Genomic DNA, 23224 nt, shown 5'->3' on the forward strand with positions numbered 1-23224 from the left:
CCAGTTACTTGGACTTAGATTCTAAAAAGCTTTAGGAGAATTAAATGAAAATTATCAAATTACTAATTGTTATATCTTTCGTTGCCTTTGCAACACAATCTTGCCAAAGTGACCCAGGTGAGTACTCATCTGTAAAGGCAGCCAAATATAATTACGCGCCGTATTCAGCTGAAGAAGCGTGGAGTCAAGCGATTCAGCTCTTCGGTGCAAAAGTCGTTGCTGATGATAGTGCTACATTGACTTTGGATGTGCAATACTTTGAAACACCAGTTACGATTACTTTTACACCAATGACCTCTAGAAGTTCGAAGTACACGGTATCTGCTAGGCGTTATGTTGTTCTTGGAGCAGAAGACTCAATCAACACCGTTTATCGTGAGCTTGAGCGTCATTACAATCAGTAATGCTCTAAGTTAGATTTTGAAAGCCGGCTTAATCGCCGGCTTTTTTAGTTTTAAAGGGTCTTGCCTTTGTTTTTGGTGCTGATACCAAATTGCTCTTTCATGCGATTGACATACCCACCGTGGCTGTATTGACACTTTTTTAGGGATTCAATGTAAGCATCAGGGCCTTCGCCAATCCAGTCAATGATATTGCATATTTTGAGTGATGCATAAGAGCTGTTACTAAGAAGGAGATTCCAGTGATCTTGCGCGACTTTTTTATCACCCGCTTTGTAAAGGATCCAAGCCGCCATGATTTGAACGTGATGAGATTTATCCTTAAGGAGTGAGTGAACTTTTTGTTTATTAAGTTGGACTTGGTCTTGTAGGTTAAAGAGGCCAACTATACCCCAGTAACGAACTCCAGCATCTTCATTATTAAGCATTTCATAGAAGTCTTCAGTTAGAGTAGGGTCTTTAATTAAGGCTTTTTCTGATGCATTTAAATAGGCATCGAGATTATAGAGCTTTTCATCACGGACAAAATCGTAGATCGTCTTATTAGCGCGAGCAGCAGCTTCTAAAATCTCACTTTCAGGTAGCATTCCAGCATCATGATGTTTCTTTTGCCATTGGCTCATTTCTTTGCGCATGCGCTGGATGATTTCTTTATACTCAGGTTCGTTAATGAGGTTATTAATGTTATCTGGATCTTTTGACGCGTCGTAGAGTTCTTCCATAGGTTTTTGATCAAAGAAGCGCCCTGTGATTGAATCGGTTTTATTCTCTTTGTTATACTGATCCCAAGCCTGAGTTGCTTTCATTTTCCAGAGGTAAGTGAGTTTTTGTCCCCAGGGAGCATAAGGCATGTAGTTGCGAATGTAGAGGAATTGCTTATTGCGAATAGCGCGAACATTATCACACCGTTCGTCCATGCGTGTGCGAAAGCTAATATGCCAGTCACGTTCAGGTTCAGCGTTGGGGCCTAAGAAAGTTTTTCCTGATAGGTGTTTTGGGGTCTCGGCTCCTGCTAAGCTGAGCCAAGTTTTTGGCATATCAACAAAGCTGACGAGTCGATCTACTTTTGAGCCAGGTGCTTCGGCTGGCCAAAGGTGTTTGAACTTTTCAGGGATGCGAATGATCAGGGGGCAGTGCGTGCCACTATTAAATAGAAATCTTTTACTGCGGGGAAGAACTCCACCGTGATCCGAATTGTATATGACGATGGTATTTTCAGTAAGCCCACTTTTTTCTAAGTCTTTGAGTGCTTTGCCTATGTCCGCATCCATATTACTGACAGCATCGTGATAGTGATTGTAGTTTTGGCGGATTTTGAGGATATCGGGGTGATACTTCGCTAGTTTAACGCGCTTGGGATCGTGTTTAGATTTTGTCACATCGCCGAAAGCTTTTGATTCATGTGATTTTGTGCTGTTGATAATTTGAAAGAAAGGCTGTTTTTGTTTGAGGATTTTCCAATCGATTTTTCTGGAATCCCAGCAATCGCCATCGCTTCTACCGCCGATATTATAATCGGTTTTCCCAGCATTTGAGACATAATAACCAGCAGCTTTTAAAAGGTCAGGGTAGTACTTGATTCTATCATGAGGGATCTCGTAGCGGCTTCTCATTGGATGAGTTCCCATAGAAATAGCGTGAATACCCGTGATCCAAGTGGAGCGCGAAGGTGCACAGACAGGTGCGTTGGCATAAGTTTGAGTATAGAGGAAGCCTTCTTTGGCTAAGCCGTCGATATTTGGAGTACTCGCATTGGGGTTGTCATAGGCTCCGATCCAACGCACACTGTTGTCTTCACTGGTTAGCCAGAGAATATTAGGGCGTTCTTGAGCAGCTTGTAAACTAAATACGAATAATGAGATTAAGATGTACCTAAGCATAATGAAATCCTTTGTTATGAGTTCTTACTGAATAATACACTTACATCGACGAGAAGTGACGATGATTAAAAATATCTTTGATTTAATTTGCCTGATTTGATACTTTATCGTTTAATACATAGGAAAGGTAGTCTTCAAGAGCTAGGTAATAATTATTTGGGAAGGAGTGGCCCATGCCCTCGATTTTCGTGTAGCTAACTTTTGCCTTGTGTTGACGAAGCCATTCAAAGTTTGATTTGCTGAGTTTAAGGTTTCCAGAGTGTTCTTCCGCACCACAGATGATAACTGCCTTTTTTTGGCCTAAGTTTGGTTTAGGCTTAGCTTTATGAAGTTGGCTATCGTACTTGGCTCCAGGGCACAAAGCGATAATTCCTTTAAATAGATTTGGATGACGTGCAAGGATCTCAGTCGAGAGTTGCGCACCTTGAGAAAAACCAATGAGAATGATCGTTCTATTTTCTGTGGCTAAGTTAATTCCTTTAGTCTTTAAGAGTTTAGTGATGTGTTTGTAGTCTTTGGGAATATTTTCAGACCACATGAAGGAATTGTTTTCCATGGCTAATGAAGCACTAATTCCAACAAAAGTGACTTGATGTTTGTTAGCGAATTCTTGATCATCAGGACTCGCAAAGTCCTCGGGTTTTGATCCATAGCCGTGGAGGCCGATTAACAAGATTTTCGATATTTTGTTTTGAGGTTCTATGATATTGATGCGTGAATAGCCGCTGTTTCTCCAGGCGTAGGAACATTTCTTGAGCCAGGGCCTAAGTTGTTCCCAGTACTTGGAGTTCATGACGGGGATGAGGTCTTCATCGTCAATAACAAAGTCGTAAAAAGTACCTTCACTGATGGCGGCTTTCTGCAAATAATAAACGGAAGCATCAATATTCTTATTTAAAGAATAGTAACAGGCAAGTTCATATAAGCCATCATTTTTATTGGCTTGGTGGGCCCAGTATTGAAATTGTATGGCTAAATCAAGTTTGCCTTCTCGAACATTTTTCGAGGCGGTTGAACTTAGAAACTGAACATCGTGTTGGCTTAGATCATATTTGCCGAATTCTTTCGAAGGGATAGGGGGTATTTCTATCTTGAAAACAGGTTCTGGGTAATCTTTAAGCGGTGAGCTAAAAAGTGTGCTCAATGATATAAGGTATATAAGTAAAATGCTTCTCATCATAACTCCTAATTTGCTTGACTAATATAATGAATACTTAAAGACTAGCTAAGCAATTCTATTTTATTTCTTAAATGTAGATACAGAAAAATAACTATTTCTAGAGTTTTTCGCATGTTGCGTATGGAGCCCTTATTTACTGATTTCTCACCGTTCGAAAGAAACCTTTATATATTAAAGGTAAGAGGGCAGTACTTCGTTGGCGAGGATTTGCTCCATTTCTTCACGCTTCCTAATAATGTGTGCTTGATCATCTTTATCTAAGATGAGTTCTGCAACTTGAGGGAAGGAGTTATAGTTTTTCAAAGACATTGAAGCGCAGTAAGCTCCTGCACCTTCGATAATGATTGTATCGCCAATATTAGTTTTTGGCAATGAACGTGGTTCCAGAGTATCGTCAGCAGAAACAGAGAAAAGGTCGCCGCTTTCACAGCAATGACCCGTGATCACGTACTCAACTTTTTCTGAACTGTCACTTAAGGGTAAGCAAGGGTGGTGAGCTGCGTAGAGGGCAGGGCGTGTGAGCATGTCCATGCCCGCGTTGATTTTGAGGAAAGTGTAACCTTCATCACCCGTGTTCGTGATGTCGTCGACAGAGCAAACAAGTGAGCCCGCATTAGCAACGAGAAAGGTTCCTGGTTCCAGTTCAAGGTGATACTTGCGTCCAGTTTCTTCGGCTTCTTTCTTGAGGACATCAGCAACAGTTTGCCCAACAGCTTCAATAGAAGTGGATACTTCGTCTGAGTGGCGAGCGACTTTGAAGCCTCCGCCAAGGTTAAGTACTGTGACTTCAGGGAGTTGGCGAGCGACAGCAAGAGTGAGGCTAGCGGCGCGTTCCCAAACAGCGGGATCGGCACCAGAGCCAATATGTGAATGGAGACGAGTGATGCGAAGTCCGCAACCGTCTGCAAATCGCTTGACTTCATCGACTTGTTCGAACCAAATGCCGAAAGAAGAGGAGGGGCCACCAACATTTGTTTTACGGCTAGATCCAGAACCTAATCCGGGGTTAATGCGTATAGAGATTTCACTTCCCTTTGGAGCTTTGGCTGCATAGCGTTTAAGCTGTTCCAGTGAGCAGGCGTTAAAGCGAACGCCCTCTTTAATAATGAGCTCCAAGTGTTCTGAACTCATTTCCTGTGAGGTGAGTTGGATTTTGTCAGCAGCTATACCAGCTTTTAAGCAGCGTATAACTTCATATTCACTTGAGGCGTCAAAGTGGAAGCCCGTATTCTCAATTACTTTTAATATAGCGGTATTCGGATTGGCTTTGATGGCGTAGCGAGCCGTTAGACCGAAGGGTGCGGGAATCGCCAAAATTGCCTGGCATTGCTTTTCAATCACTTTTTGTGAGTAAACGTAAAAGGGGGTACGGTGCTGTTCGTTGAGCTTAGAAATGATTTCTTTATTAAGGAAAGTAAAATTTTGCATAAAAAATATTTTGAATGGCTTGTTTAATTAATTTGTTCGCCTAATGTTGCACCCATTCCATTCCCCGCAAGATCTAGACATAGATAAAGCCATGATAAATGTCTTTAGAGTTAAGAAAAAAAGAGTATCTAACTTTTTTCCTAAGCTTGTTTTGACAAGTGCATAGCTTCGGCTATTATATGCGCTCATTATTTAGGTTTTATGTATATTAATTTAGGACTTGTGTAAACAAATCCAACACAGAGTAAAATTTTTAGGATTTTAAAATGAAAGTTAGAGCTTCAGTTAAAAAAATGTGTGAGCATTGCCGCGTTATCAAGCGTGAGGGTATTGTCAGAGTGATCTGCAGCAAGAACCCTAGACACAAACAGAGACAAGGGTAATTATTATGCCAAGAATTATGGGTGTCGACATACCGACAAACAAAAAAATTAAGATCTCTCTTACGTATATCTACGGGATTGGTTCAGCGACCGCTCTTGAGATTTTAGAAAAAGCAAAAATTGATCCCGATAAGCGTGCATCAGAACTTAATGATGCTGATATTTCGGCAATCGTTAAATTATTAGATTCTTCTTACGAAGTTGAAGGTGACCTCAGAAGACAATTAGCTCTTTCTGTACGTCGTCTCCAAGCGGTTAATTGCTACCGTGGTCGTCGTCACAAACACAGTCTTCCTTGTCGTGGTCAAAGAACCAAGACAAATGCTCGTACCAGAAAAGGTAAGAAGAAGACTATCGGTGCGGTACGTGACAAATCAGCACGTAACCAGATGAAATAATCTCCTTTAGGAAAATATATTATGGCAGATTTTTTAGAAGATGACCCGAATGCAATTCAGCTTAAGCAGGTCACAAGAAAGAAGGGTGCAAAAGGTCGCACTCCAGTAAACGTAACAAACGGCATTGTGCACGTTGTTGCAACATTCAACAATACTAAAGTATCAGTTTCTGACGTACACGGCAATGTTCTTGCTTGGTCATCAGCTGGTAAAATGGGTTTCAAAGGTTCTAGAAAGAGCACAGCTTATGCTGCTCAACTAGTTGCTACAGAAGCTGCTAAGCGTGCAATGACTTATGGCATGCGCGAAGTTGAAGTTAGAGTTAAAGGTCCTGGTGCTGGTCGTGAATCAGCTGTTCGTGGCGTAAGCGCTGCAGGTCTTGACATTAGTTTAATCAAAGACGTTACACCCATCCCTCACAATGGTTGTCGTCCACCTAAGAGAAGAAGGGTTTAATCCACATGGGTAAATATTCCGGAAATAAAGGTAAAATCTGCCGTCGCTTTGGTGTTAACCTCTTCGGCAACATGAAGTATGACAAAGTTTTAGCTAAGCGTCCTAATCCTCCAGGGGTTCACGGTGCTAACGCAGCAAGAAAGAAACTTTCTGAATACGGTAAGCAGCTCGTAGAGAAGCAAAAACTTAAAATTACTTATGGCCTCAGAGAAAAGCAGTTCCGCATCACTTTCGATCGCGCTGCAAAACTCAGTGGTGTTACTGGTAACAACTTGATGGTTCTTCTCGAAGCACGCCTCGATAACGTTGTTTACCGTTTAGGTTTTGCACCAACTCGTTCAGCTGCTCGTCAGCTTGTTGGTCACGGTCACATTCGTATCAACGGTCGTCGTTGTAACATTCCTTCATACAGTGTTCGCCCTGGTGATGTTGTGTCTCTTAAAGATTCATCACGTTCAAAAGCACTCGTTCAGAGATTCCTTGATGGCGCTCGTGGCGAGACTCCTGAATGGGTTAGTCTTATCAAAGACGAACTTAAAGGCGAAATCGTACGTCTCCCAGAACGCGAAGAAATTCCTTCTGTTGCAGACGAATTGATGGTCGTAGAACTTTACTCAAAATAATATTATTAATTGGAGATCTTTATGGGCTCTACACAAGCACAATTTGCTATGCCTCAAAACATGGTTTTAGACGAAGCTACAGCTACTGAAAAGTACGGTAAATTTATCGCAGAACCATTCGAGAAAGGCTTCGGACACACTTTAGGCAACGGCCTTAGACGTGTACTTTTGCACTCTTTAGAGGGCGTAGCGGTTACGTGGATCAAGATTGACGGCGTTCTTCACGAATATGCTCAAGCAGCAGATGTCGTGGAAGATGTTACTGAAATTGTATTAAACTTCAAAAATGTCCGTTTTACTGCAGAGGGTGACCTTCCTCGCAAACTTGAACTTCGTGCTAATACGAAGGGCCCAGTTACTGCTGCAGATATTGTTACTGACGGTGTAACTCAAGTAGTTAACCCTGAACAGTACATTTGCACTTTGGACAAAGATACCCCGCTCAGAATAGAATTTGAAGTAGCTTCTGGCCGTGGCTGGAAGTCTGCTGATGATAATAAGCCTTCAGAAGCACCTATCGGTCTTATTCCTGTTGACTCACTATTCAGTCCTATCGAACGTGTTAGTTACGATGTATCAGATACACGTGTAGGTCAAATGACTGACTACGATAAACTCGAATTGGAAATCTGGACAGACGGACGCATCTCACCTGAAGATGCCCTCAGAAAGTCTGCTATTATCCTTCGCGATCACCTCTGTGTATTCACAGATGACAATCCAGAAGATAGCACAGCGAGCCTCATCCAGACTCCTGAAGACGAAGCTATTCTTAGTAAAATGCTCATCCCTGTAACTTCAGTAGAACTCAGCGTACGTGCTCAGAACTGCTTAAGAAATGCAGAAATTAAGTACCTAGGCGAATTGATTCAGAAAAGTGAATCAGAGATGCTCAAATATAGGAACTTTGGTAAAAAGTCACTCGATGAAATTAAAGATAAAATGCTCGAGATGGGAATCACCCTCAACATGAAACTTAAAGATGAAGTTCGTGTGGCTTTCAATAAGAAACTTGAAAAAGAGGAGATGAAGTCAGATGCGTCATAGAAAGAAAGTTTTCAAAATTGGCCGTTCTACAAGTCACCGTAAATGCATGATGGCAAACATGCTCACTAGCCTTTTTACTCACGGTCGTATCAAAACTACCGTAGTAAGAGCTAAAGAGTTAAGCCGTCAAGCGTCTAAAATGATTACATTGGCTAAAGCTGGTGATCTTCACCAACGTCGTCAAGCAATCTCAGTTATCCGCGATTTGGATGCTGTTAGAGAGCTTTTCGATAACATTGCACCAACATTCAAAGACCGCAACGGTGGTTACACTCGTGTACTCCGTATGGGTAAGCGTCGTGGTGACAATGCTGAGCTTGCATTAGTTGAGCTCGTTGGTTTTGAACCCAACTTCGAAGAAGCTGAAGAAGCGGAAGAAGTAGTTGCAGAAGATGCTGCGCCTGCTGAAGAAACTTCAGAAGATACAAAAGAAGCGTAAGCGACTTTTAGTATAAGCTTTTAACCGCTGGGTTTTCCCAGCGGTTTTTTTGTCTATGGAAACCGTCATTATTATTCTCAAAGTGGAAGCCGGCAAGGGTAGAGATTACCTCGTCTGGGCTTTATCCCCCGATATGGGGCGATTAGTCTTTATCTTTAAAAGAAGTAAAGACTTTTATGAGCCGGGCTTGTTTCGGGTCATGAAGGTTCGCTTAGAGAAGCAGCTTAATAAAACCACTTTACAGTTAGATGAAAATAGCCTTTATAAAGGTGAAGTCATTGAGATTATTCACAACTATGATCATCTTTCTGAATCATACGAAAATTTCAATAAGGCTTGTGAGTTGTCCCAGACGATTCTTAAGATCACTAGCCAGAATCACGCATGTCCCTTAGCCTTTAAAACGGTTCTGCAGGCAATGGAAGACTTTTTGAACGATGGGGAATACTTAGCGTGGCGAGTATGTTTGTTTATTAACTTCCTCAAAGATTTTGGGGGGCTTCCTGAATTAAGTCATTTTGCCCCTCTACAGCAACAGTTTTTAATAAGATTGGAGGAGTCAGCTGACTCGAGAAAATCTTTACCTAAGATCTCAAAGCAGAAATGGCTTGAGTTTGAGTTTTGGGCTCTTCAGTTACTCGATGAAAGCGGTGTGAGAGTTAATATTTAAATGGCCATTTTAGTAAATACGTAACATTTTTCTCTCTTAGTCTTGTAAATAAGTGTCTCGTAGTTAGTTTATTAATAGGTCGTTGTCTGTGTATCCTCCTTTCCTCCATACCTCCCCTCCATTTACACAGGCAACGATCTTTTTTAGTGCCCCAAAGTATACAAGTCTGTACTGTATTAATTTTTATTTAAGAAAAAGTTATAAGACCGGCTTGTTAAATTTAAGTTAAGAGCCATAGTTTATATACAGACTGTTACTTATGCTTACCTCCTATCCTCCATACCTCCTATCCTCCCCCTAGCATAAGTAACGGTCTTTTTTATTTCCCCAACGATATTGATTTCTGACGAGCCTTTATTACCTTGAAAGAATAGGTATAAATAGGTTGTGATTCATGTGTCGAGTAATATCAGGTCCTCAAGTGAGGAGGGTAGAGGATGAATATTTTTCCGTACAAGTTGTTCTTGAAGAAGATGTGGATCTTCATTTATGTATATATCACAAGGGAGAACTCTTAAAAAGTCATTGCGATGTTCGCAAAGTACCCTTGTCCTCAAAGCTTTTTTTTTACATCTTAAAGTCTGAAGTGGATTTGTGTAGCGATGAGCTTTACTCTTATGATGTCATCCATGGACAGGTCAGTATAATAAAAGACTTATCTTTAGGCTTGGTTGAAGAGAGTGAATTGCCCTCATTTACTTTTGGTAGCGAACGAATACTTACTGGTTCCTGTCGGCAACTTTCTTCAGAACAAGATGATTGTTTGCCGAAAATGTTAGATAGGTTTAATGATGATAAGCTCAGACCACAGGTTCTCATTCTCACGGGAGATCAGGTTTACGCAGATGATTTATGCTCAGACTTATTGGATAAGATTAAAGAAATTTGTCAAACATACGACTTGCCCACAACTGCCTTAGATCTGAAAGATCGAAAAGATTTTTGTCAATCTATTGGTTTAACGAGTATGAAGTCGAGTCATCACCTTTTGTCATTGGGTGAATTTATAGCTTTGTACCTTTTATCTTGGAGTGAAGAATTATGGGAAAAAGATTCTTCAATTGTTGATCTAAGGGATCTAAAAAAGGTTCGAAAGCTTTTTGCAAATGTCCCTACTTATATGCAGATGGATGATCACGATGTGAGCGACGATCTAAAAATCAATGAATATTGGCTAGAAGGACTTAAGGAGCAGGGCCAACGAGTGGTAGCAAATGCCTATGCAACGGGGTATTTATTTCAAATTATGGGTAATTATAAACGCTATAGAACTTATGATGAATTGATCGTGGCTTATCTTAAGGAAGAAGTGCATGACTGCAGTATGGGAAGACGCATTATCAATGACGCTGATTGGTCCAATGAGCTTATACTTGGAAACAAAGCTTTTGTGTTTTTTGATACACGAAATCATCGCTTAGGTGGTTCAGATTCTCAGTCTCCAGCGGGTTTAATTATAGAGAGTAAGCTTAAAAAACAATTAAGTAAGTGTGTAAGTGATGAGTTGGTTATCATTAGTCCATCGCCAGTTTATGGTTATGAACCTATCGAGTCCTTGCAAGAACGTTTGGCATTTCTTCCTCAATCGGTGAGTTTAATTGATCGAGAAGGTTGGCATGCACCTCCGAAAGGTAGTGAAGAAGCCAAATCTATGGATGTTTTAGAGGCCTTGCTCTCTATGGCAAGTGCAAAGCGCATTGTGATTATCTCCGGTGATGTGCATTACTCATTCGTTAGAAACGTAAATCTTTGTAATAAGCAAGTGACTCAAGTGGTCTCGAGTTCACTAAAGAATAAACCACCTCTAACTTTACTAGCACGCCTTGGCTTCAATTGGTATAATAAATATTCTAAAAATACTCAATACTTAAGTAGTGACCAGGGACAAAAAATTATACATCATTCTAATTACTGTTTTCTTATATTAGAGAGTGAGATTGAGATATGCATGTATAGTCGAGGGATAGAACATAAATTTAAGCTCGATAATGTGACCAATGACTTGGATAGATAATTACAATAGATTAAAAAACCAAAACTCATTCTATGAATTAAAAACCTTTGGGGTTTTGAGGGTTTCAGGAGAAGATGCAGATAAGGTTCTGCAGGGACAAAGCACGAGTGATGTAAAAGTGTTGGGGGCTAAAACCGCCCAACTATCTTCATTGCTAAATCCACAAGGTAAAATTATTTCCCATCATTTTTTGATAAAATTAGATGAGGCCTGTTTTTACCTTTTGTGCTCTAAATCGGTGATTGACGAAGTTAAGGATCATTTAGAAAAGCATATCATCATGGAAGATGCTGACTTAGAAATCTGTAAAAGTTTTAAAACCTTCCATTTAAAGAATACTGACCCGAGCTCTGAATTGATTTCAAATATGAATATTCATCAAATTGAGCCAGAGAAGCTTTATGTTCATGATCAACACTTACTGCTTACTATGGGCATGCTAGGTTTAGATAGTTCGATTCTTATTACTAAGGATGGTTCACAGCCGGATTTAGGCTTAGAAATGGACGATGAAACTTTCAAAGCCTTTAGAATGGAAGCTGGCTTTCCAATTATGGATCATGATTATGATCAGAAAACTTTATTGCCAGAAACGGGCTTACAGTTACACTGTGTTTCTTATACAAAGGGCTGTTTTACAGGCCAGGAGATTGTTGCGCGGGTGAAATACCGAGGCAATGTCAATCGTTACCTCAGTGCCTTGATCGCGAATGAAGTGCCTAATGACTTACAGCAAAATGACACCTTATCAACGATTGATGGGAATAAAATCGGCAAGTATAAAAGTCAAACTTGGTCACCGGAATTAAACAAATTTATTCTCTTCGTTTATCTCAATAAAAAATTTAGACAAGCAGAGATGCAAGTGAAATTCATCGATTCAGAATGTACTGAATTTACAGGAGAAGTTCGCACTTTACCTCCAGTCAGCCATGGCAATGCCATTGTACTTTCAAAACAGGCTTACCACGAAGCTTTAGAGTTATTTGCGAGCTCCGATGAGGTTAGCGATATTGCAGCTGAACCCTTGTTGAAGAAAGCTCTTTATTTAGATCCTAGCAATCAAGATGCCTATGAAGCTCTAGGTGTTTTACTTTCAAGACACGAACGCTTTGATGAAGCTATTGAATTAATGAAGCGCCTCAAAGAGCTCAATCCAGATACGGTGATGGCATATACAAACCTCTCAGTTTTTTACATGAAAAAGGGCATGATCGAGGAAGCTGAGGCAGAGAAACAGGAGGGGACTCTGGCGACATTTCGTATTGCAGCAGCAAAACGTAAAAAGCGTGTGAATAAGAGTGATTTTGATGAGGCAGCGAATGCTGAGCGTGAACGCCGTCGTAAAATGTTTAATGAAGTTTTGGAAATTGATCCAGATGATTTGGCTGCAAACTTTGGTTTAGGCAAAATTTCTTTAGAGTTAAAACAAGCTCAAAAAGCTATAAAATATTTGGAAAAATGTCTCGAGATTAAAAGAGATTATTCAGTTTGCTGTACTTTGCTATCTCGAGCATATATACTAGAGAACAGACAGGAAGAGGCTAAAGATCTCTTGGTTAAAGGCATTGCTATAGCCCATGAAAAAGGTGAGCTGATGCCCAAACAAGAAATGGAGATGCTTCTGCAACAACTAAACGAAGGCTAATTATGTATTTTATTGATGAAAGTGTACGAAGCTATATGAAGAATATCGCAGAATTACCTTTGATCAGTAGAGATGATGAAGTCGAGTTAGCAGAATTAATCAACAATGGTTCCGAGTCCGCTCGCGAACAACTGATTGTGGGAAATTTACGCTTAGTCGTCAAAATTGCCCATGATTTTAAATCCCTCGGTGTACCCTTAGCAGATTTGATTTCAGAAGGCAACATTGGCTTGATGAAAGCGGTAGAAAAGTTCAAGCCAGGTATGGGAGCCAAATTTTCTTCTTATGGAGCGTGGTGGATAAAACAAGCGATTCGCCGTTGTGTGGCTGAACAGAGTCGAGTCATTAGGATTCCTGTTCAATCAGCGGTTAAGATGTATAAGATTCAGCGTGTAGCCATGCATTTGGCGGAAGAGCTGGGACGCGTGCCTAGTGAGAAAGAAATTGCGGAAGCCGCAGATATGTCTCAAAGATCTGTTCACAACTTAAAAGTAGCCGCGACTTCGCCGACAATTTCTTTGAGTACAAGCTTAAAGGATGGTGAAGATGGTGTTCTGGAAGATATGCTTCCTGACCTTATGGCGAAAATGCCTGGGGGAGAAATGGATGATAGAGATGTAAAGAGCCTTCTTCAAGATTGCGTTGATCAGCATTTAACAGAACGCGAAAAACTCATTATCAATATGCGTTATGGTTTAAATGGTGGTGAACAGCATACTCTAGACGAGATTAGTGAATTAATAGGTCGTACTCGTGAGCGAGTTAGACAGATTCAGCATAAAGCATTGAAGAAATTATCTCGACACTTGGATGAGATAAAGAAATAAGTTTACTTCGTTCTAGTCGAGCAAATGTGTTTTATCCCACCAAGAATATAATTGTACATATTTTCAATCATTTCGTCTTCATCTATGTCATTTGTCGCCTTGTTAGCTAAATGATCATTTAAGCGAATGATGGGGCTATTAATAAAGAAAAATATATGGGCTAAGCTTGATTCAGGAAGTGTTTTTCCAGAAAGTCGATTGATCAAATTCAAGATCCAGTTACAACGTTCTTCTATGTAGGTTTCGAATAAATACTCATAGCTTGAGCTTGGGCTATTGAGTTCATAAGAGATTAGCTTTGAGAGGTAAGCTAGTTCACCTTCATCCATTGTGGATTTTATACGATTACTAACAAATTGTCGTAATTGTAGTTCAGGATCAAGGTCATCTCTAAATAACTCTTTGTTAGTCTCTTCATTAATTTTATACAGATGAGTCCATACTGTTTGGTAAAGATTTTCTTTACTTTTGTAATGATAATTCACAGCGGCAATATTTGCATCACATGCAGTACAAATATCTTGTACTGTAGTGTTTTCATAGCCTTTTTCCGAGAATACGCGTGATGCAGCTATTAGGATTCGGGTTTTTGTGTTCTGTCGTGAATAAAGGTGTTTATCCATAAATATAGATCCTGCTATTTAAATATTAACTAAATCTTAACATACAAAACAATCTATTCAAATGAATACTTTAATTAAAGTAATTTATTTACTTTAATTTGTACTTTTTCTCAGGCATTTTAAATCATTAATGATCAAATAAACCGATGGTGCGAGTAATAACATAACCACTGTGGCAAAAACAATGCCAAGGCCCAATGAGATCGCCATGGGGATAAGGAAGCGTGCTTGACGTGAAGTTTCCAGTATCATCGGCATGAGCCCGCAGAAGGTAGTTATGGTGGTCAGCATAATAGGTCTAAAGCGTCGAATTCCTGAAAGTTGTATAGCTTCCATGGGTGTTTTGCCTTTGTTGACTTGTTTGTTGGCATAGTCAATGAGAACTAAGGAGTCATTAATAACAACACCTGAGAGGGCAATGATTCCCATCATACTAATTAAGCTCAGCGGGTAGCCCATGATAGTGTGGGCCAGAATAGCACCGCCAATACCAAAAGGAATACAAAGCATAACAATTAAGGGTTGTAAGTAACTTTTAAATGGGATAGCCAAAAGTGTGTAAATCCCGAATAAAGCAATAATGAAACTAATCTTAAGTGAATCGACACCTTCACGAAGATCTTTTTGTTTTCCGCGGAATACTTGTTCTAGACCAGGGTATTTCTCTTGGAGTTCTGGAAGATCTTTTTCTAATACCTCTTGGAGAATAAATTCACTTTGACTTTTCGGAGTGACATTTGCCTTAAGTTGGATAGTCCGGCTTCCATTGAGACGGTTGATTTTGTTATAAGCTCTTCCGCTCTGGATATGAACGACTTCGTCAATAGGCACATGTTGACCCTCTGGAGTGCGAATAAGTACAGAGTGCAAGTCTTGCTCACTGCGACGTTCTTCTTTGGGGTAGCGAACCATGATTTTAACTTCATTGCGTCCACGTTGTTGACGAAGTGATTCAGCTCCATAAAAAGCTTGTCGAATTTGGCGCGCGACATCAGATGAATTCAAACCTAAAGCAATGCCCTCGGGTTTCATGATAAAGTCAAACTGTCTTTTGCCTTTTGAGAAACCTGGATCAATATCGCTGACAATAGGGAAACGCTCCAAGCGTTCGGCCAGTTCTTGGGAAGCACTCTCTAGAATATCATTATCAGGGTGGGAAAGCCCTATGCTTAATGATGAACCTGAACCTGGTCCACCGCGGTCAGATTCAAACACCATTGAATCGAGACCTTTAATCGAGCGGCACTTTTCTCGCCATTTATCTGTGAACTCTGCCGTACTTATCGGGCGAATGTCAGGATCTTTTAGGTAGACGAAAACTTCTGTCACATGAGGGCCAGCCTGACTTGTTCTTCCACCACCACCTAGACGTGCATAGTAGCCAACAAGAAGGTCATCTCCACCATTCTCAGCGACGACCTCTCGAGCTTTTTCGAGGAGTTGATCGTGGATCTTCATACTTTTTTCTATTGGAGCTCCATAGGGGAGCGCTGCAGTAACAGAAGAAAAATCTGATTCAATCGACATCATAGGCACCATGCCAATGCGTTTACTTTGAACAAAACCAATTATCACCGTGAGGACGGCAATTGCAATCGCTAGTACAATGTAGCGATTTTTGAGAGCGACTTTAAGAAATGGACCGTAAACTTTGTTGACGGCACGCATGAAGAGTTGAGAGAACTTTTGCTGAATATTAAAAATAATTCTACCCATAAAAAGTCTTTCGCGCTTTTCAGAGTGAGCTAAATGTGAGGGGAGTACAAAAAGACTCTCAAATAGTGATATGGCAAAAACAGTGATCACAACCACTGGGATGACAGCCCAGAATTTACCAATCGTTCCTGGCATGTACATGAGTGGCAAAAAGGTGATGATATTTGTGATAACACTAAAAGTTACTGGGACGGCGACATCTCTTGCCCCATTGATGGCGGCATCGACAAAGCTTTCTCCTCTTTCCCGGTGCTCATAGACATTCTCCCCAACGACGATGGCATCGTCGACCACAATCCCGAGGGCCATAAGGAAGGCGAACATGGAAATCATATTGATCGAAATATCGAAAAGTGGAAGTAGGATGAAGCCCCCAAGGAAGGAAATAGGGATGCCCATCATAACCCAAAAAGCCAAGCGTGATTCTAGAAATAGTGCGAGTGAAAGAAGAACCAAAGCAAGACCAATGAGGCCATTTCTTGTGAGAAGATCGACTCGCTGAAGATACATTTTTGACTTGTCCATGCGTATGATCGCTTGGACGGTTTTAACTTGGCTGTTGTAATCATCGACGATGCGGTAGACATCTTCTGAAATTGATAGCGGAGTTTCTTCACCGACACGGTAAATACTGATGTTGAGAGCCGGTTTACCATTCCAAAAGCTAAGTTTGTCCTGGTCCTCATTAAAGCCATCTTTGATTTGAGCGATGTCTTTTAGTAAAACGGTGTCTCCATTCTGTTGACTGAGTATGGGGATACGAGCAAACTCATCGCCATAATCCCGCCTTTCTTTCATTCTAAGGAGAAGTTCACCATTCTCAGTTTTAATGGATCCTCCGGGAATCTCAACGCTTTGGCGACGAATGATGCCAGCAACTGAATCGAGAGTTAAATTATAGCGTTCAAGAGTAGCTCGATTGATTGAAATGGTTATCTGATGACTTCGCATGTCAGTAATATCAACCTGACTGATTTGACTACTGCTCAGTAATCGTTCGCGTAGGAATTCAGCTTGTGTAGCCAAGGTACGTTCATCAACGTCGCCATATATGGCTATATCAAAAACATCCCGCCTATGAGTTTGGAGCTTGACTTCAGGCCTTTCGATTTCTTCTGGGAAGGTTCGGATACGGTCGACTTCTTGTTGAATGTCTTGATAAATCCGCATGCGATCGTGCCCTTTGAGGAGCTCTATAGTAACACGGCCATTTCCCTCTGAGGCAGTTGAGTTGATCTCTTTAATGCCCTCTATCCCTTGAATGTTTTCTTCAACAGCTCGAATGATACTCTTTTCGACTTCTGAAGGGCTAGCGCCAGGGTAGCCAATGGAAACTGAAACTATATCTAGGTCAAAATCTGGGAAAACTTCTTGTTTGATTCTGCCTACAGTCATCAGACCACCCACAATGAGGGCAATCATAATGAGGTTAGAAGCCACGGGGTTCATCACCATCCAAGCAATGGGCCCCTTTCTTTGTTCGTCAGGGGTCATTTCTTGCCTTTCTTAACAACTTTCTTGCCAGCTGCACCAGCCAATTCAAGTTTCATTCCAGGTATGGGAGTTGTTAATGAACTTGTGATCAATGTTTCTCCAGGCTTAAGGCCTTCAGTCACGTAAATGAAGTCACTATCTGACCAGAGTGGAACCACTTCTCGTATTTCTAGGCGGCTTTCACTATTAATGAGGTGCAGTTTGCGACCATCGTGAAAAGAGCTAGCGGGTATTTTGAACACGTCCTTGATTTGAGGGCCCTTCAAGCGGACTGTTACGTAGGAGTTTAAAAGTAAGGGGGCTGAATTCTGCTTCAATGGTTCCTTAACTTCGATAATAATTCGAGCTCGACGTGCACCAGTTGAAATGCCAGGTTTTCTTCTTATAAACTCACCTTGCCATGAAGATCCACTGCGATCACTGGCAGGAGAAATAATAGCTGAGCCATTCTCTTGATCGAGTAAGGAAAGTTGTTGGTAGGGAATGGCAGCTTCAACCCAAAAAGTATCTGCAGAAACGAGTTCGGCAATGATTGTTTGAGGGTTGACTTGAGATCCCTCGGTAATCATTCGAGTCATGACTAAGAGCTCATAGGGAGCTTTGATTTTGCAACGTTCCAAATTGAGTTTCGCCTGTTTGAGCTCGGCTTCCGCAGCTTTTATATCTGATTGGGCTTTTTTTAGGTGAGGAATTCGTAAAATCAGGTCTTTTTCTAGAGGGCTAATCTCATCTTTCTTTTCAAGGAAATTCCACTCGTATTTAGCCACATCCTGTTCTCCTAATTCCAAGCGATAAGCAAATTGTGCTTCACTTAAAGAGCTTTCAGCACGTGTTTGGGCAATGAGATAATCTTGAGGGTCAATTTCTACAAGGGTTTCGCCTTTGTTAATAACACCGCCAGTATGTAAGTCGGGGTGGATTTTGATGATTTCTCCAGAAACGCGAGGCTTTAAACTCAACATTCTTTCAGGAATAACCGTGCCACTAGTATTGATAAATATTTGTTCTTTTGTGGGAATAAGTTCTTTGACTTGAACTTTAACAATGCGTTCAGGACGTTGGCGCTTTTTGTTGGTTGGGGCAGTATCCATGAGGACTTGGTAATAAAACCAGCCACCCACAAGTACGGCGATAATGAGGACTATTTGGATAACTGAAAAGATGATAGAGCGAGTTTTCATTTAATTTTCCTTGGTCTCAGCTTGGGGCAGAAGTTCAGTGTTTTCTTCAATATCCCAAGACCCACCTAAGCTACGGTGGAGTTCGATTCGATTGACAATGAGTTCGGTGCGAACTTCAGTTAAAGTTCTTTGAGCTTGCTGATGAGTGGCTAAAGCGGTGAGTACGGGTAAATAATCACTCAATCCACGGCGATAACGGCGCATGGTTTCATCTAAAGTATTTTTGGAGTACTCAACTTCTGTCTGTACGGAATTGATTTGTACTCGTCGCCATTTTTCTGCACTCAGGGCTTGCTCGACTTCATTAAGAGCATTGAGAGCGGTTTCTTTATAGTAAAGGTAGTTTTCGTCGCTTTTAGCTTTCGCAAGTAGTTTTTCGTTTTCTAAGAGTTGTCCGTCGAGTATGGGGGCGGTTAAACCAGCTACAATATTGCTAAACCAGTTATCAAAAACTCGACTGAATTTTTGGTTATTAAAATTGGCTTGTGCACTGAGAGTCAAACGGGGGAGTTTGGCCTTGTTGGCGCTACTAATACGAAATTCACTGGACTGTAAGAGTAGCCAAGATTGATTGACGTCAGGTCTTTGGGCAAGAATCTCAGCAGGAATTCCAGTACTTGGGATTTCGTTTAAGTGGGGAAGCTTAAGTTCTCCCAAATCTATTTTTGCATCAAAATTTTCCCCAGACAAGAGCAGGAGTTTCAAACGTAAATCAGCTTTGCGTTCTTCTAGTTTTGGTATGAGGCTTTTAACACGCGCGACTTGTTGCCTTTGTTGAAAGAGATCGACAATGTTGGCGAGTCCCCGTTTTTGACGATAACTAATAAGCCTAAGAGTTTGTTCATTAGTCTTTATTTGATTATCGAGTAGGGCAAGTTGTTCAACTATGGCTTTGTAGGTGACCCAGCTTTCTACGACCTCAGCTGAAAGTAACAAGGCTGTTCCCTGTACTTGTGCCTTTTGTGCTTCATAATCCATTGCTGCAGCCGCATTTTCATCACTGATGCGATCCCACAAGTCCACCTCATAAGTCGCTTTGAGTCCAATACTGTAGCGTTCCGCACCAAAGGTCTGTTTATCTTCATTGGGATTAGTATCAATTTTACGTTTGTTCCCCTCTGCATTAGCATCTGCATTTAGCTTAAGTTTTTTTGCGGAGCGACTAATTCCTAGTCGTGCTTCGGCTTGCCGTAAGCGAGCCCAGCTTTGTGCCAAATCTAAATTGTCGTTAAAAACTTTATCCATGAATTGGTTAAGCTCATCATCGCCGAGCTCTTGCCACCATTTTTCTGAGCTCTCCAATAGTGGAGAGTCTGATTCGCTTGTAAAGGTTTTAGGACTGTCAATTGCGGGACGGTGTTTGGCTTCCCTTTCAATGTTTTGACAGGCAACTAAAAATAAGCAGATGATTAAATATTTATAAGTCATAGATTTGTACTTTTTCACTAAATCTTAAGTAAAGTGCTCTATAATTACACCCACCTATGAAATAATGTAGAGTTAATAAAAATTTAACGAATGGCATTTCTATCTTTTTTCCAGTCCATTTATCGACTAATTCCGTCACAAAACAAATGTTTATTTTAATTTGGTGAGAATCGTGGCAAGTTTGTGTGTTTCTTGAGCAAGACCTTGACCAAGTTGAAAATTGAGCCAGTTTTTAAAAAAGGAAATACTATTAATGATTAAATGTGAATGTTTAAAAGGTGAAAAGAGGCTAGTGCTCTTTAGTGGTGGAGCCGATAGTATGGCTTTGTTACATCTTATGCAGAGCTTAGGGGAGCTCGATATAGTGCTTCACTTTAATCATAATTTACGCGGCGATGATTCAAAGCAAGATGAACAGTTTTGTCGAAACTACTGTGAAGATAATGGCCTTGAATTAATCGTTGTGAACCTCGATTTGGATAAGGAGCGTCACGCTAATGAAGGTGACGAGCAATTGGCGCGTCGTTTGCGATTACAGTTTTTGGAAGATCATTATTGTGGTTGGAATATTTACTTAGCGCATCATTTGGATGATGTAAAAGAAAGCTTTTTTATGCGGGCCATGCGTGGAGCCAATAGCAGTGGGCTTTGCGCTTTGCGCAGAGAACGTAAGCTCGGAACTCTCACTTTGATTCGACCTTTGTTGGATTACTCACGAGAGCAATTGCGAAGCTACCTAAAAGAAAATAATTTAACTTGGCGAGAAGATTCGAGTAATCAGGATGCCGATTATTGCGATAGAAATTATGTTCGTAATGAATTGATGCCGAAATTATCACGCTTGGGCAAAGGACTCCAACATACTCTTAAACATATTGCAGAAGATGATGACTATCTTCAATCAGCAGCGGAGAAAGAGTTGATGCAGGGCTTTACGAGCAAACTTTTCTTAAATCTTCATGCAGCGCTCAAAGCTAGAGTTTTACGCTTTTTTTTAGAAAATCAGGGTTTGGCTTATGTTCCCACACAAGCGAGTATTAATCGACTTCTTAAAGAATGTCAAAACTTACCCGAGGCCTTTAAGGATTTTCCTCTTGGAGAAGGAGTGGAATTACGCCTGTGGAATAATGGTGAAATCTCAGTGCCCCCCATCTATCAAGAAGTGGAGTGGAATTGGCAGCGGCAGAAGAGTATTGAATTTTCTGGCTACCGTTTTTTTATAAGTAGCTCTCAAGAAGTAGAAAATTTTTCACTAAGTGATTTGCCGAAAAAATTAACTTTGCGAACTCCGCAAAAAGGTGACAAGATGCAGATCCTCGGACAAAAGAAAAAGACTTTGTTGAGTAAACTTTTTTCTGATGCAAAGTTAGAACATCAGCAGCGCTGTAGCTTCCCGCTCATTTGTTCTAGCGAAGAAATTATTTATCTACCCGGTCTTCGCCGCGGAGATTTTGCAAGTGTTAAAGAAGGTCAAGATTTCGTGGGAATAAGCTATGAGCAAATTTGATATAAAGACCCTCGCTCAGCAATGCGGGGCACTTTCAGTTGCGTGCATAGATTTGAACGATGCAGAGTTCCAAAAGGCATTGAAAAAGCATGGGGAAGAACAAGCTCAATGGCTCGCACAGGGCTATGGCGCTGACATGGACTACTTAGAGCGCATGCTCGCAGATAAGATCGATTTACAAAATACTTTTCCAGGTGCGAACTCCGCAATCATTATTACTTTTACAAATAAATGGGGGATGGAAGAAGCGGAACACCCTTTCCCCGAAGTCGACCCAAATGCTCTTGTGGGTTATATATCAGGCTATGCCAAAGAGCAAGACTACCATCGTACGGGCCATGAGATTTTGACTTCAATTCATGAGTCTTTACAAGAGCAAGTAGGAGAGTTTGAGGCTTACCCTGCAGTCGACACAAAACCTGTTTTTGAACGTTTTCTTGCGGCCTACGCAGGCTTGGGTATTATTGGACCGAATGATTTACTCAGAACACCTGAACGAGATGTTCGCGTTTTTATAGGGACTTTATTTTGTACAGAAAAGATTGCCGAATTAAAATTGAAGCCGGAATTTGCTTTTCCTTGCCATTTCTGTCGAGCTTGTGAAAAACGCGGCTGTCCTACGGGTGCCATAAAAGAGGGGCAGGAGTTTGACTCTCGCCTCTGTATTTCTTATTTAACGATCGAGAAAAAAGGTCTTCTGAATTCATCGGAGCGCAACTTGATGGAGGATTGGTTGTTTGGTTGCGATTGGTGTTCAGTTGTTTGCCCACCTAAAGAAAAGGAAGATCAAAGAATTCCAGTGGATTTAGAATGGTTGATGAAATCCAGTGCGGGAGAAATTCGACGATTGATCAAGGGCAGTGCCGTTGAGTATGCTGGAGTACAGAAATTAAGGCGCAATGCCATAGCCATTTTGCGAAAATCGCAAGACCCAAGAGCCGAAGAATTGTTGACTTGGTGTGCCAAAAATATGCAGAGTGAAATGCTTTTAAAGCAAATCACTTGTGATTGATCAAAAAAAGTGAAAGTAAATGCTCAAGAAGCTTTAAGTTTATTGCTTTCAAATAGCTTTTCACGTATGTTTATATATGGGCTGCTGACCCGGTTCCACAGCCGTATTTTCATTCCAAGGTCAGCGGCTCGTTTTATTATCCCCTTCAGAACATAAACTGTAAAGACTCATTCTTTTGGATTGAGAAATTGTTTGTATGCTGTGGGAAATGGTATAGATAATTTATGTGTTTTTTATAAAATTATAATTACGGGTAAAAAATGAGTGACTCAACACATAAAGAAGATATGAAAAAGCTCCAAAAAGAGCAAAGAGAAAAAGTCAAAGCAAAATATATCGATCGTGGCATTCTCGTGGTTAATACGGGTGATGGTAAAGGGAAATCGACAGCGGCATTTGGTACGGCAGTTCGTGCAGTAGGGCATGGTTATAAAGTAGCTGTAGTGCAATTTATTAAAGGCAATTGGTCAACGGGTGAACAAAAGATTTTTGAACACTTTGACGAGATCACTCATATTGTTTCTGGTGATGGATTTACTTGGGATACACAAGACAAAAGTAAAGATATTGAATCAGCTGAAAGTGGTTGGTCAAAAGTCTGTGATTTGATTGAAGAGTGCCGAGAGGAATCTAAGTATCACCTCATCGTTTTGGACGAACTCAATATTGCCCTTTCTTACGGTTATTTAGATGTCAATAAGGTAGTAGAAGTTCTCAAAAATAAGCCTGAAAATCTCAATATTATGGTGACAGGACGTGGCGCCCCACAAGAATTAATTGATATTGCCGACACGGTCACCGAAATGAAGCCCATTAAGCATGCTTTTGATAATGGTATTCAAGCCCAAAGAGGCATCGAATTTTAATGA

The 23224-nt window shown here is 40.8% G+C and carries 21 protein-coding genes; 14 read left to right on the forward strand and 7 right to left on the reverse strand.

Annotated features, from left to right (window positions below; genetic code table 11):
* Window positions 1–44 precede the first annotated feature (44 nt).
* Window positions 45–404, forward strand: coding sequence for a hypothetical protein (locus LNTAR_RS11055; protein WP_007278789.1), 360 nt, complete (start codon window positions 45–47; stop codon window positions 402–404).
* A gap of 50 nt (window positions 405–454) precedes the next feature.
* Here LNTAR_RS11055 and LNTAR_RS11060 read toward each other — a convergent pair whose 3' ends face one another.
* From LNTAR_RS11060 to LNTAR_RS11070, 3 genes are all read right to left on the reverse strand, one after another.
* On the reverse strand, window positions 455–2281 hold the full coding sequence (locus tag LNTAR_RS11060; protein ID WP_007278790.1) for a sulfatase family protein: 1827 nt from the start codon (window positions 2279–2281) through the stop codon (window positions 455–457).
* Window positions 2282–2363: 82 nt separating this feature from the next.
* Window positions 2364–3461: an alpha/beta hydrolase gene (locus tag LNTAR_RS11065; RefSeq protein ID WP_083800017.1), complete on the reverse strand. Its 1098-nt coding sequence runs from the start codon at window positions 3459–3461 to the stop codon at window positions 2364–2366.
* Window positions 3462–3632: 171 nt separating this feature from the next.
* Entirely contained in the window at window positions 3633–4889 is a 1257-nt protein-coding gene (locus LNTAR_RS11070) for a diaminopimelate decarboxylase (protein WP_007278792.1), read from the reverse strand.
* 266 nt (window positions 4890–5155) lie between these two features.
* On the opposite strand from LNTAR_RS11070, the gene rpmJ reads away from it, so the two are divergent.
* The 10 genes from rpmJ to LNTAR_RS11115 all read left to right on the forward strand — a co-directional run bounded on the left by rpmJ (window position 5156) and on the right by LNTAR_RS11115 (window position 13394).
* A complete protein-coding gene (gene rpmJ, locus LNTAR_RS26620) occupies window positions 5156–5272 on the forward strand; it encodes a 50S ribosomal protein L36 (protein WP_083800018.1) in 117 nt (38 codons plus the stop codon).
* Window positions 5273–5277: 5 nt separating this feature from the next.
* The gene (rpsM, locus tag LNTAR_RS11075; RefSeq protein WP_007278793.1) at window positions 5278–5670 is read left to right on the forward strand and encodes a 30S ribosomal protein S13; all 393 of its coding nucleotides are present in this window, start codon (window positions 5278–5280) and stop codon (window positions 5668–5670) included.
* Between the two features lie 21 nt (window positions 5671–5691).
* Entirely contained in the window at window positions 5692–6126 is a 435-nt protein-coding gene (gene rpsK / locus LNTAR_RS11080; RefSeq protein ID WP_007278794.1) for a 30S ribosomal protein S11, read from the forward strand.
* A 5-nt stretch (window positions 6127–6131) separates the two neighbouring features.
* The gene (gene rpsD / locus LNTAR_RS11085) at window positions 6132–6749 is read left to right on the forward strand and encodes a 30S ribosomal protein S4 (protein ID WP_007278795.1); all 618 of its coding nucleotides are present in this window, start codon (window positions 6132–6134) and stop codon (window positions 6747–6749) included.
* A 21-nt stretch (window positions 6750–6770) separates the two neighbouring features.
* Window positions 6771–7796 carry a DNA-directed RNA polymerase subunit alpha gene (locus LNTAR_RS11090; protein WP_007278796.1) on the forward strand — a complete coding sequence of 342 codons (1026 nt, stop codon included), beginning with the start codon at window positions 6771–6773 and terminating at the stop codon, window positions 7794–7796.
* Window positions 7786–8235 carry a 50S ribosomal protein L17 gene (gene rplQ / locus LNTAR_RS11095; protein ID WP_007278797.1) on the forward strand — a complete coding sequence of 150 codons (450 nt, stop codon included), beginning with the start codon at window positions 7786–7788 and terminating at the stop codon, window positions 8233–8235. Before LNTAR_RS11090 ends, rplQ begins: the two co-directional genes overlap by 11 nt.
* 55 nt (window positions 8236–8290) lie before the next feature.
* Window positions 8291–8905, forward strand: a complete 615-nt coding sequence (locus LNTAR_RS11100; RefSeq protein WP_007278798.1) for a hypothetical protein — start codon at window positions 8291–8293, stop codon at window positions 8903–8905.
* Between the two features lie 394 nt (window positions 8906–9299).
* Complete coding sequence (locus LNTAR_RS11105; protein ID WP_007278799.1) at window positions 9300–10919, forward strand: metallophosphoesterase family protein; 1620 nt, start codon at window positions 9300–9302, stop codon at window positions 10917–10919.
* Window positions 10903–12567, forward strand: a complete 1665-nt coding sequence (gene ygfZ, locus LNTAR_RS11110) for a CAF17-like 4Fe-4S cluster assembly/insertion protein YgfZ (protein WP_007278800.1) — start codon at window positions 10903–10905, stop codon at window positions 12565–12567. Before LNTAR_RS11105 ends, ygfZ begins: the two co-directional genes overlap by 17 nt.
* Before the next feature lie 2 nt (window positions 12568–12569).
* Window positions 12570–13394, forward strand: coding sequence for a sigma-70 family RNA polymerase sigma factor (locus tag LNTAR_RS11115; protein WP_007278801.1), 825 nt, complete (start codon window positions 12570–12572; stop codon window positions 13392–13394).
* 2 nt (window positions 13395–13396) lie between these two features.
* Here LNTAR_RS11115 and LNTAR_RS25585 read toward each other — a convergent pair whose 3' ends face one another.
* From LNTAR_RS25585 to LNTAR_RS11135, 4 genes are all read right to left on the reverse strand, one after another.
* Complete coding sequence (locus LNTAR_RS25585; protein WP_007278802.1) at window positions 13397–14017, reverse strand: TetR/AcrR family transcriptional regulator; 621 nt, start codon at window positions 14015–14017, stop codon at window positions 13397–13399.
* Between the two features lie 93 nt (window positions 14018–14110).
* A complete protein-coding gene (locus LNTAR_RS11125) occupies window positions 14111–17227 on the reverse strand; it encodes an efflux RND transporter permease subunit (RefSeq protein ID WP_007278803.1) in 3117 nt (1038 codons plus the stop codon).
* The gene (locus LNTAR_RS11130; RefSeq protein ID WP_007278804.1) at window positions 17224–18408 is read right to left on the reverse strand and encodes an efflux RND transporter periplasmic adaptor subunit; all 1185 of its coding nucleotides are present in this window, start codon (window positions 18406–18408) and stop codon (window positions 17224–17226) included. The genes LNTAR_RS11125 and LNTAR_RS11130 overlap by 4 nt, the downstream gene beginning before the upstream one ends.
* Window positions 18409–19836, reverse strand: a complete 1428-nt coding sequence (locus LNTAR_RS11135; protein WP_007278805.1) for an efflux transporter outer membrane subunit — start codon at window positions 19834–19836, stop codon at window positions 18409–18411.
* 253 nt (window positions 19837–20089) lie between these two features.
* On the opposite strand from LNTAR_RS11135, the gene tilS reads away from it, so the two are divergent.
* From tilS to cobO, 3 genes are all read left to right on the forward strand, one after another.
* On the forward strand, window positions 20090–21343 hold the full coding sequence (tilS, locus tag LNTAR_RS11140) for a tRNA lysidine(34) synthetase TilS (protein WP_007278806.1): 1254 nt from the start codon (window positions 20090–20092) through the stop codon (window positions 21341–21343).
* Complete coding sequence (locus LNTAR_RS25590; protein WP_007278807.1) at window positions 21330–22355, forward strand: epoxyqueuosine reductase; 1026 nt, start codon at window positions 21330–21332, stop codon at window positions 22353–22355. Before tilS ends, LNTAR_RS25590 begins: the two co-directional genes overlap by 14 nt.
* 260 nt (window positions 22356–22615) lie before the next feature.
* Window positions 22616–23221 carry a cob(I)yrinic acid a,c-diamide adenosyltransferase gene (gene cobO / locus LNTAR_RS11150; RefSeq protein ID WP_007278808.1) on the forward strand — a complete coding sequence of 202 codons (606 nt, stop codon included), beginning with the start codon at window positions 22616–22618 and terminating at the stop codon, window positions 23219–23221.
* The last annotated feature ends 3 nt before the right edge of the window (window positions 23222–23224 follow it).

Origin of the sequence: Lentisphaera araneosa HTCC2155 (assembly GCF_000170755.1) — a bacterium.
Classification (GTDB): Bacteria; Verrucomicrobiota; Lentisphaeria; order Lentisphaerales; family Lentisphaeraceae; genus Lentisphaera; species Lentisphaera araneosa.

Coding starts and splice junctions, on each gene's coding strand:
- LNTAR_RS11055 (WP_007278789.1), top strand. CDS start 45: ATGAAAATTATCAAATTACTAATTGTTATATCTTTCGTTGCCTTTGCA.
- LNTAR_RS11060 (WP_007278790.1), bottom strand. CDS start 2,281: ATGCTTAGGTACATCTTAATCTCATTATTCGTATTTAGTTTACAAGCT.
- LNTAR_RS11065 (WP_083800017.1), bottom strand. CDS start 3,461: ATGATGAGAAGCATTTTACTTATATACCTTATATCATTGAGCACACTT.
- LNTAR_RS11070 (WP_007278792.1), bottom strand. CDS start 4,889: ATGCAAAATTTTACTTTCCTTAATAAAGAAATCATTTCTAAGCTCAAC.
- rpmJ (WP_083800018.1), top strand. CDS start 5,156: ATGAAAGTTAGAGCTTCAGTTAAAAAAATGTGTGAGCATTGCCGCGTT.
- rpsM (WP_007278793.1), top strand. CDS start 5,278: ATGCCAAGAATTATGGGTGTCGACATACCGACAAACAAAAAAATTAAG.
- rpsK (WP_007278794.1), top strand. CDS start 5,692: ATGGCAGATTTTTTAGAAGATGACCCGAATGCAATTCAGCTTAAGCAG.
- rpsD (WP_007278795.1), top strand. CDS start 6,132: ATGGGTAAATATTCCGGAAATAAAGGTAAAATCTGCCGTCGCTTTGGT.
- LNTAR_RS11090 (WP_007278796.1), top strand. CDS start 6,771: ATGGGCTCTACACAAGCACAATTTGCTATGCCTCAAAACATGGTTTTA.
- rplQ (WP_007278797.1), top strand. CDS start 7,786: ATGCGTCATAGAAAGAAAGTTTTCAAAATTGGCCGTTCTACAAGTCAC.
- LNTAR_RS11100 (WP_007278798.1), top strand. CDS start 8,291: ATGGAAACCGTCATTATTATTCTCAAAGTGGAAGCCGGCAAGGGTAGA.
- LNTAR_RS11105 (WP_007278799.1), top strand. CDS start 9,300: ATGTGTCGAGTAATATCAGGTCCTCAAGTGAGGAGGGTAGAGGATGAA.
- ygfZ (WP_007278800.1), top strand. CDS start 10,903: ATGACTTGGATAGATAATTACAATAGATTAAAAAACCAAAACTCATTC.
- LNTAR_RS11115 (WP_007278801.1), top strand. CDS start 12,570: ATGTATTTTATTGATGAAAGTGTACGAAGCTATATGAAGAATATCGCA.
- LNTAR_RS25585 (WP_007278802.1), bottom strand. CDS start 14,017: ATGGATAAACACCTTTATTCACGACAGAACACAAAAACCCGAATCCTA.
- LNTAR_RS11125 (WP_007278803.1), bottom strand. CDS start 17,227: ATGACCCCTGACGAACAAAGAAAGGGGCCCATTGCTTGGATGGTGATG.
- LNTAR_RS11130 (WP_007278804.1), bottom strand. CDS start 18,408: ATGAAAACTCGCTCTATCATCTTTTCAGTTATCCAAATAGTCCTCATT.
- LNTAR_RS11135 (WP_007278805.1), bottom strand. CDS start 19,836: ATGACTTATAAATATTTAATCATCTGCTTATTTTTAGTTGCCTGTCAA.
- tilS (WP_007278806.1), top strand. CDS start 20,090: ATGATTAAATGTGAATGTTTAAAAGGTGAAAAGAGGCTAGTGCTCTTT.
- LNTAR_RS25590 (WP_007278807.1), top strand. CDS start 21,330: ATGAGCAAATTTGATATAAAGACCCTCGCTCAGCAATGCGGGGCACTT.
- cobO (WP_007278808.1), top strand. CDS start 22,616: ATGAGTGACTCAACACATAAAGAAGATATGAAAAAGCTCCAAAAAGAG.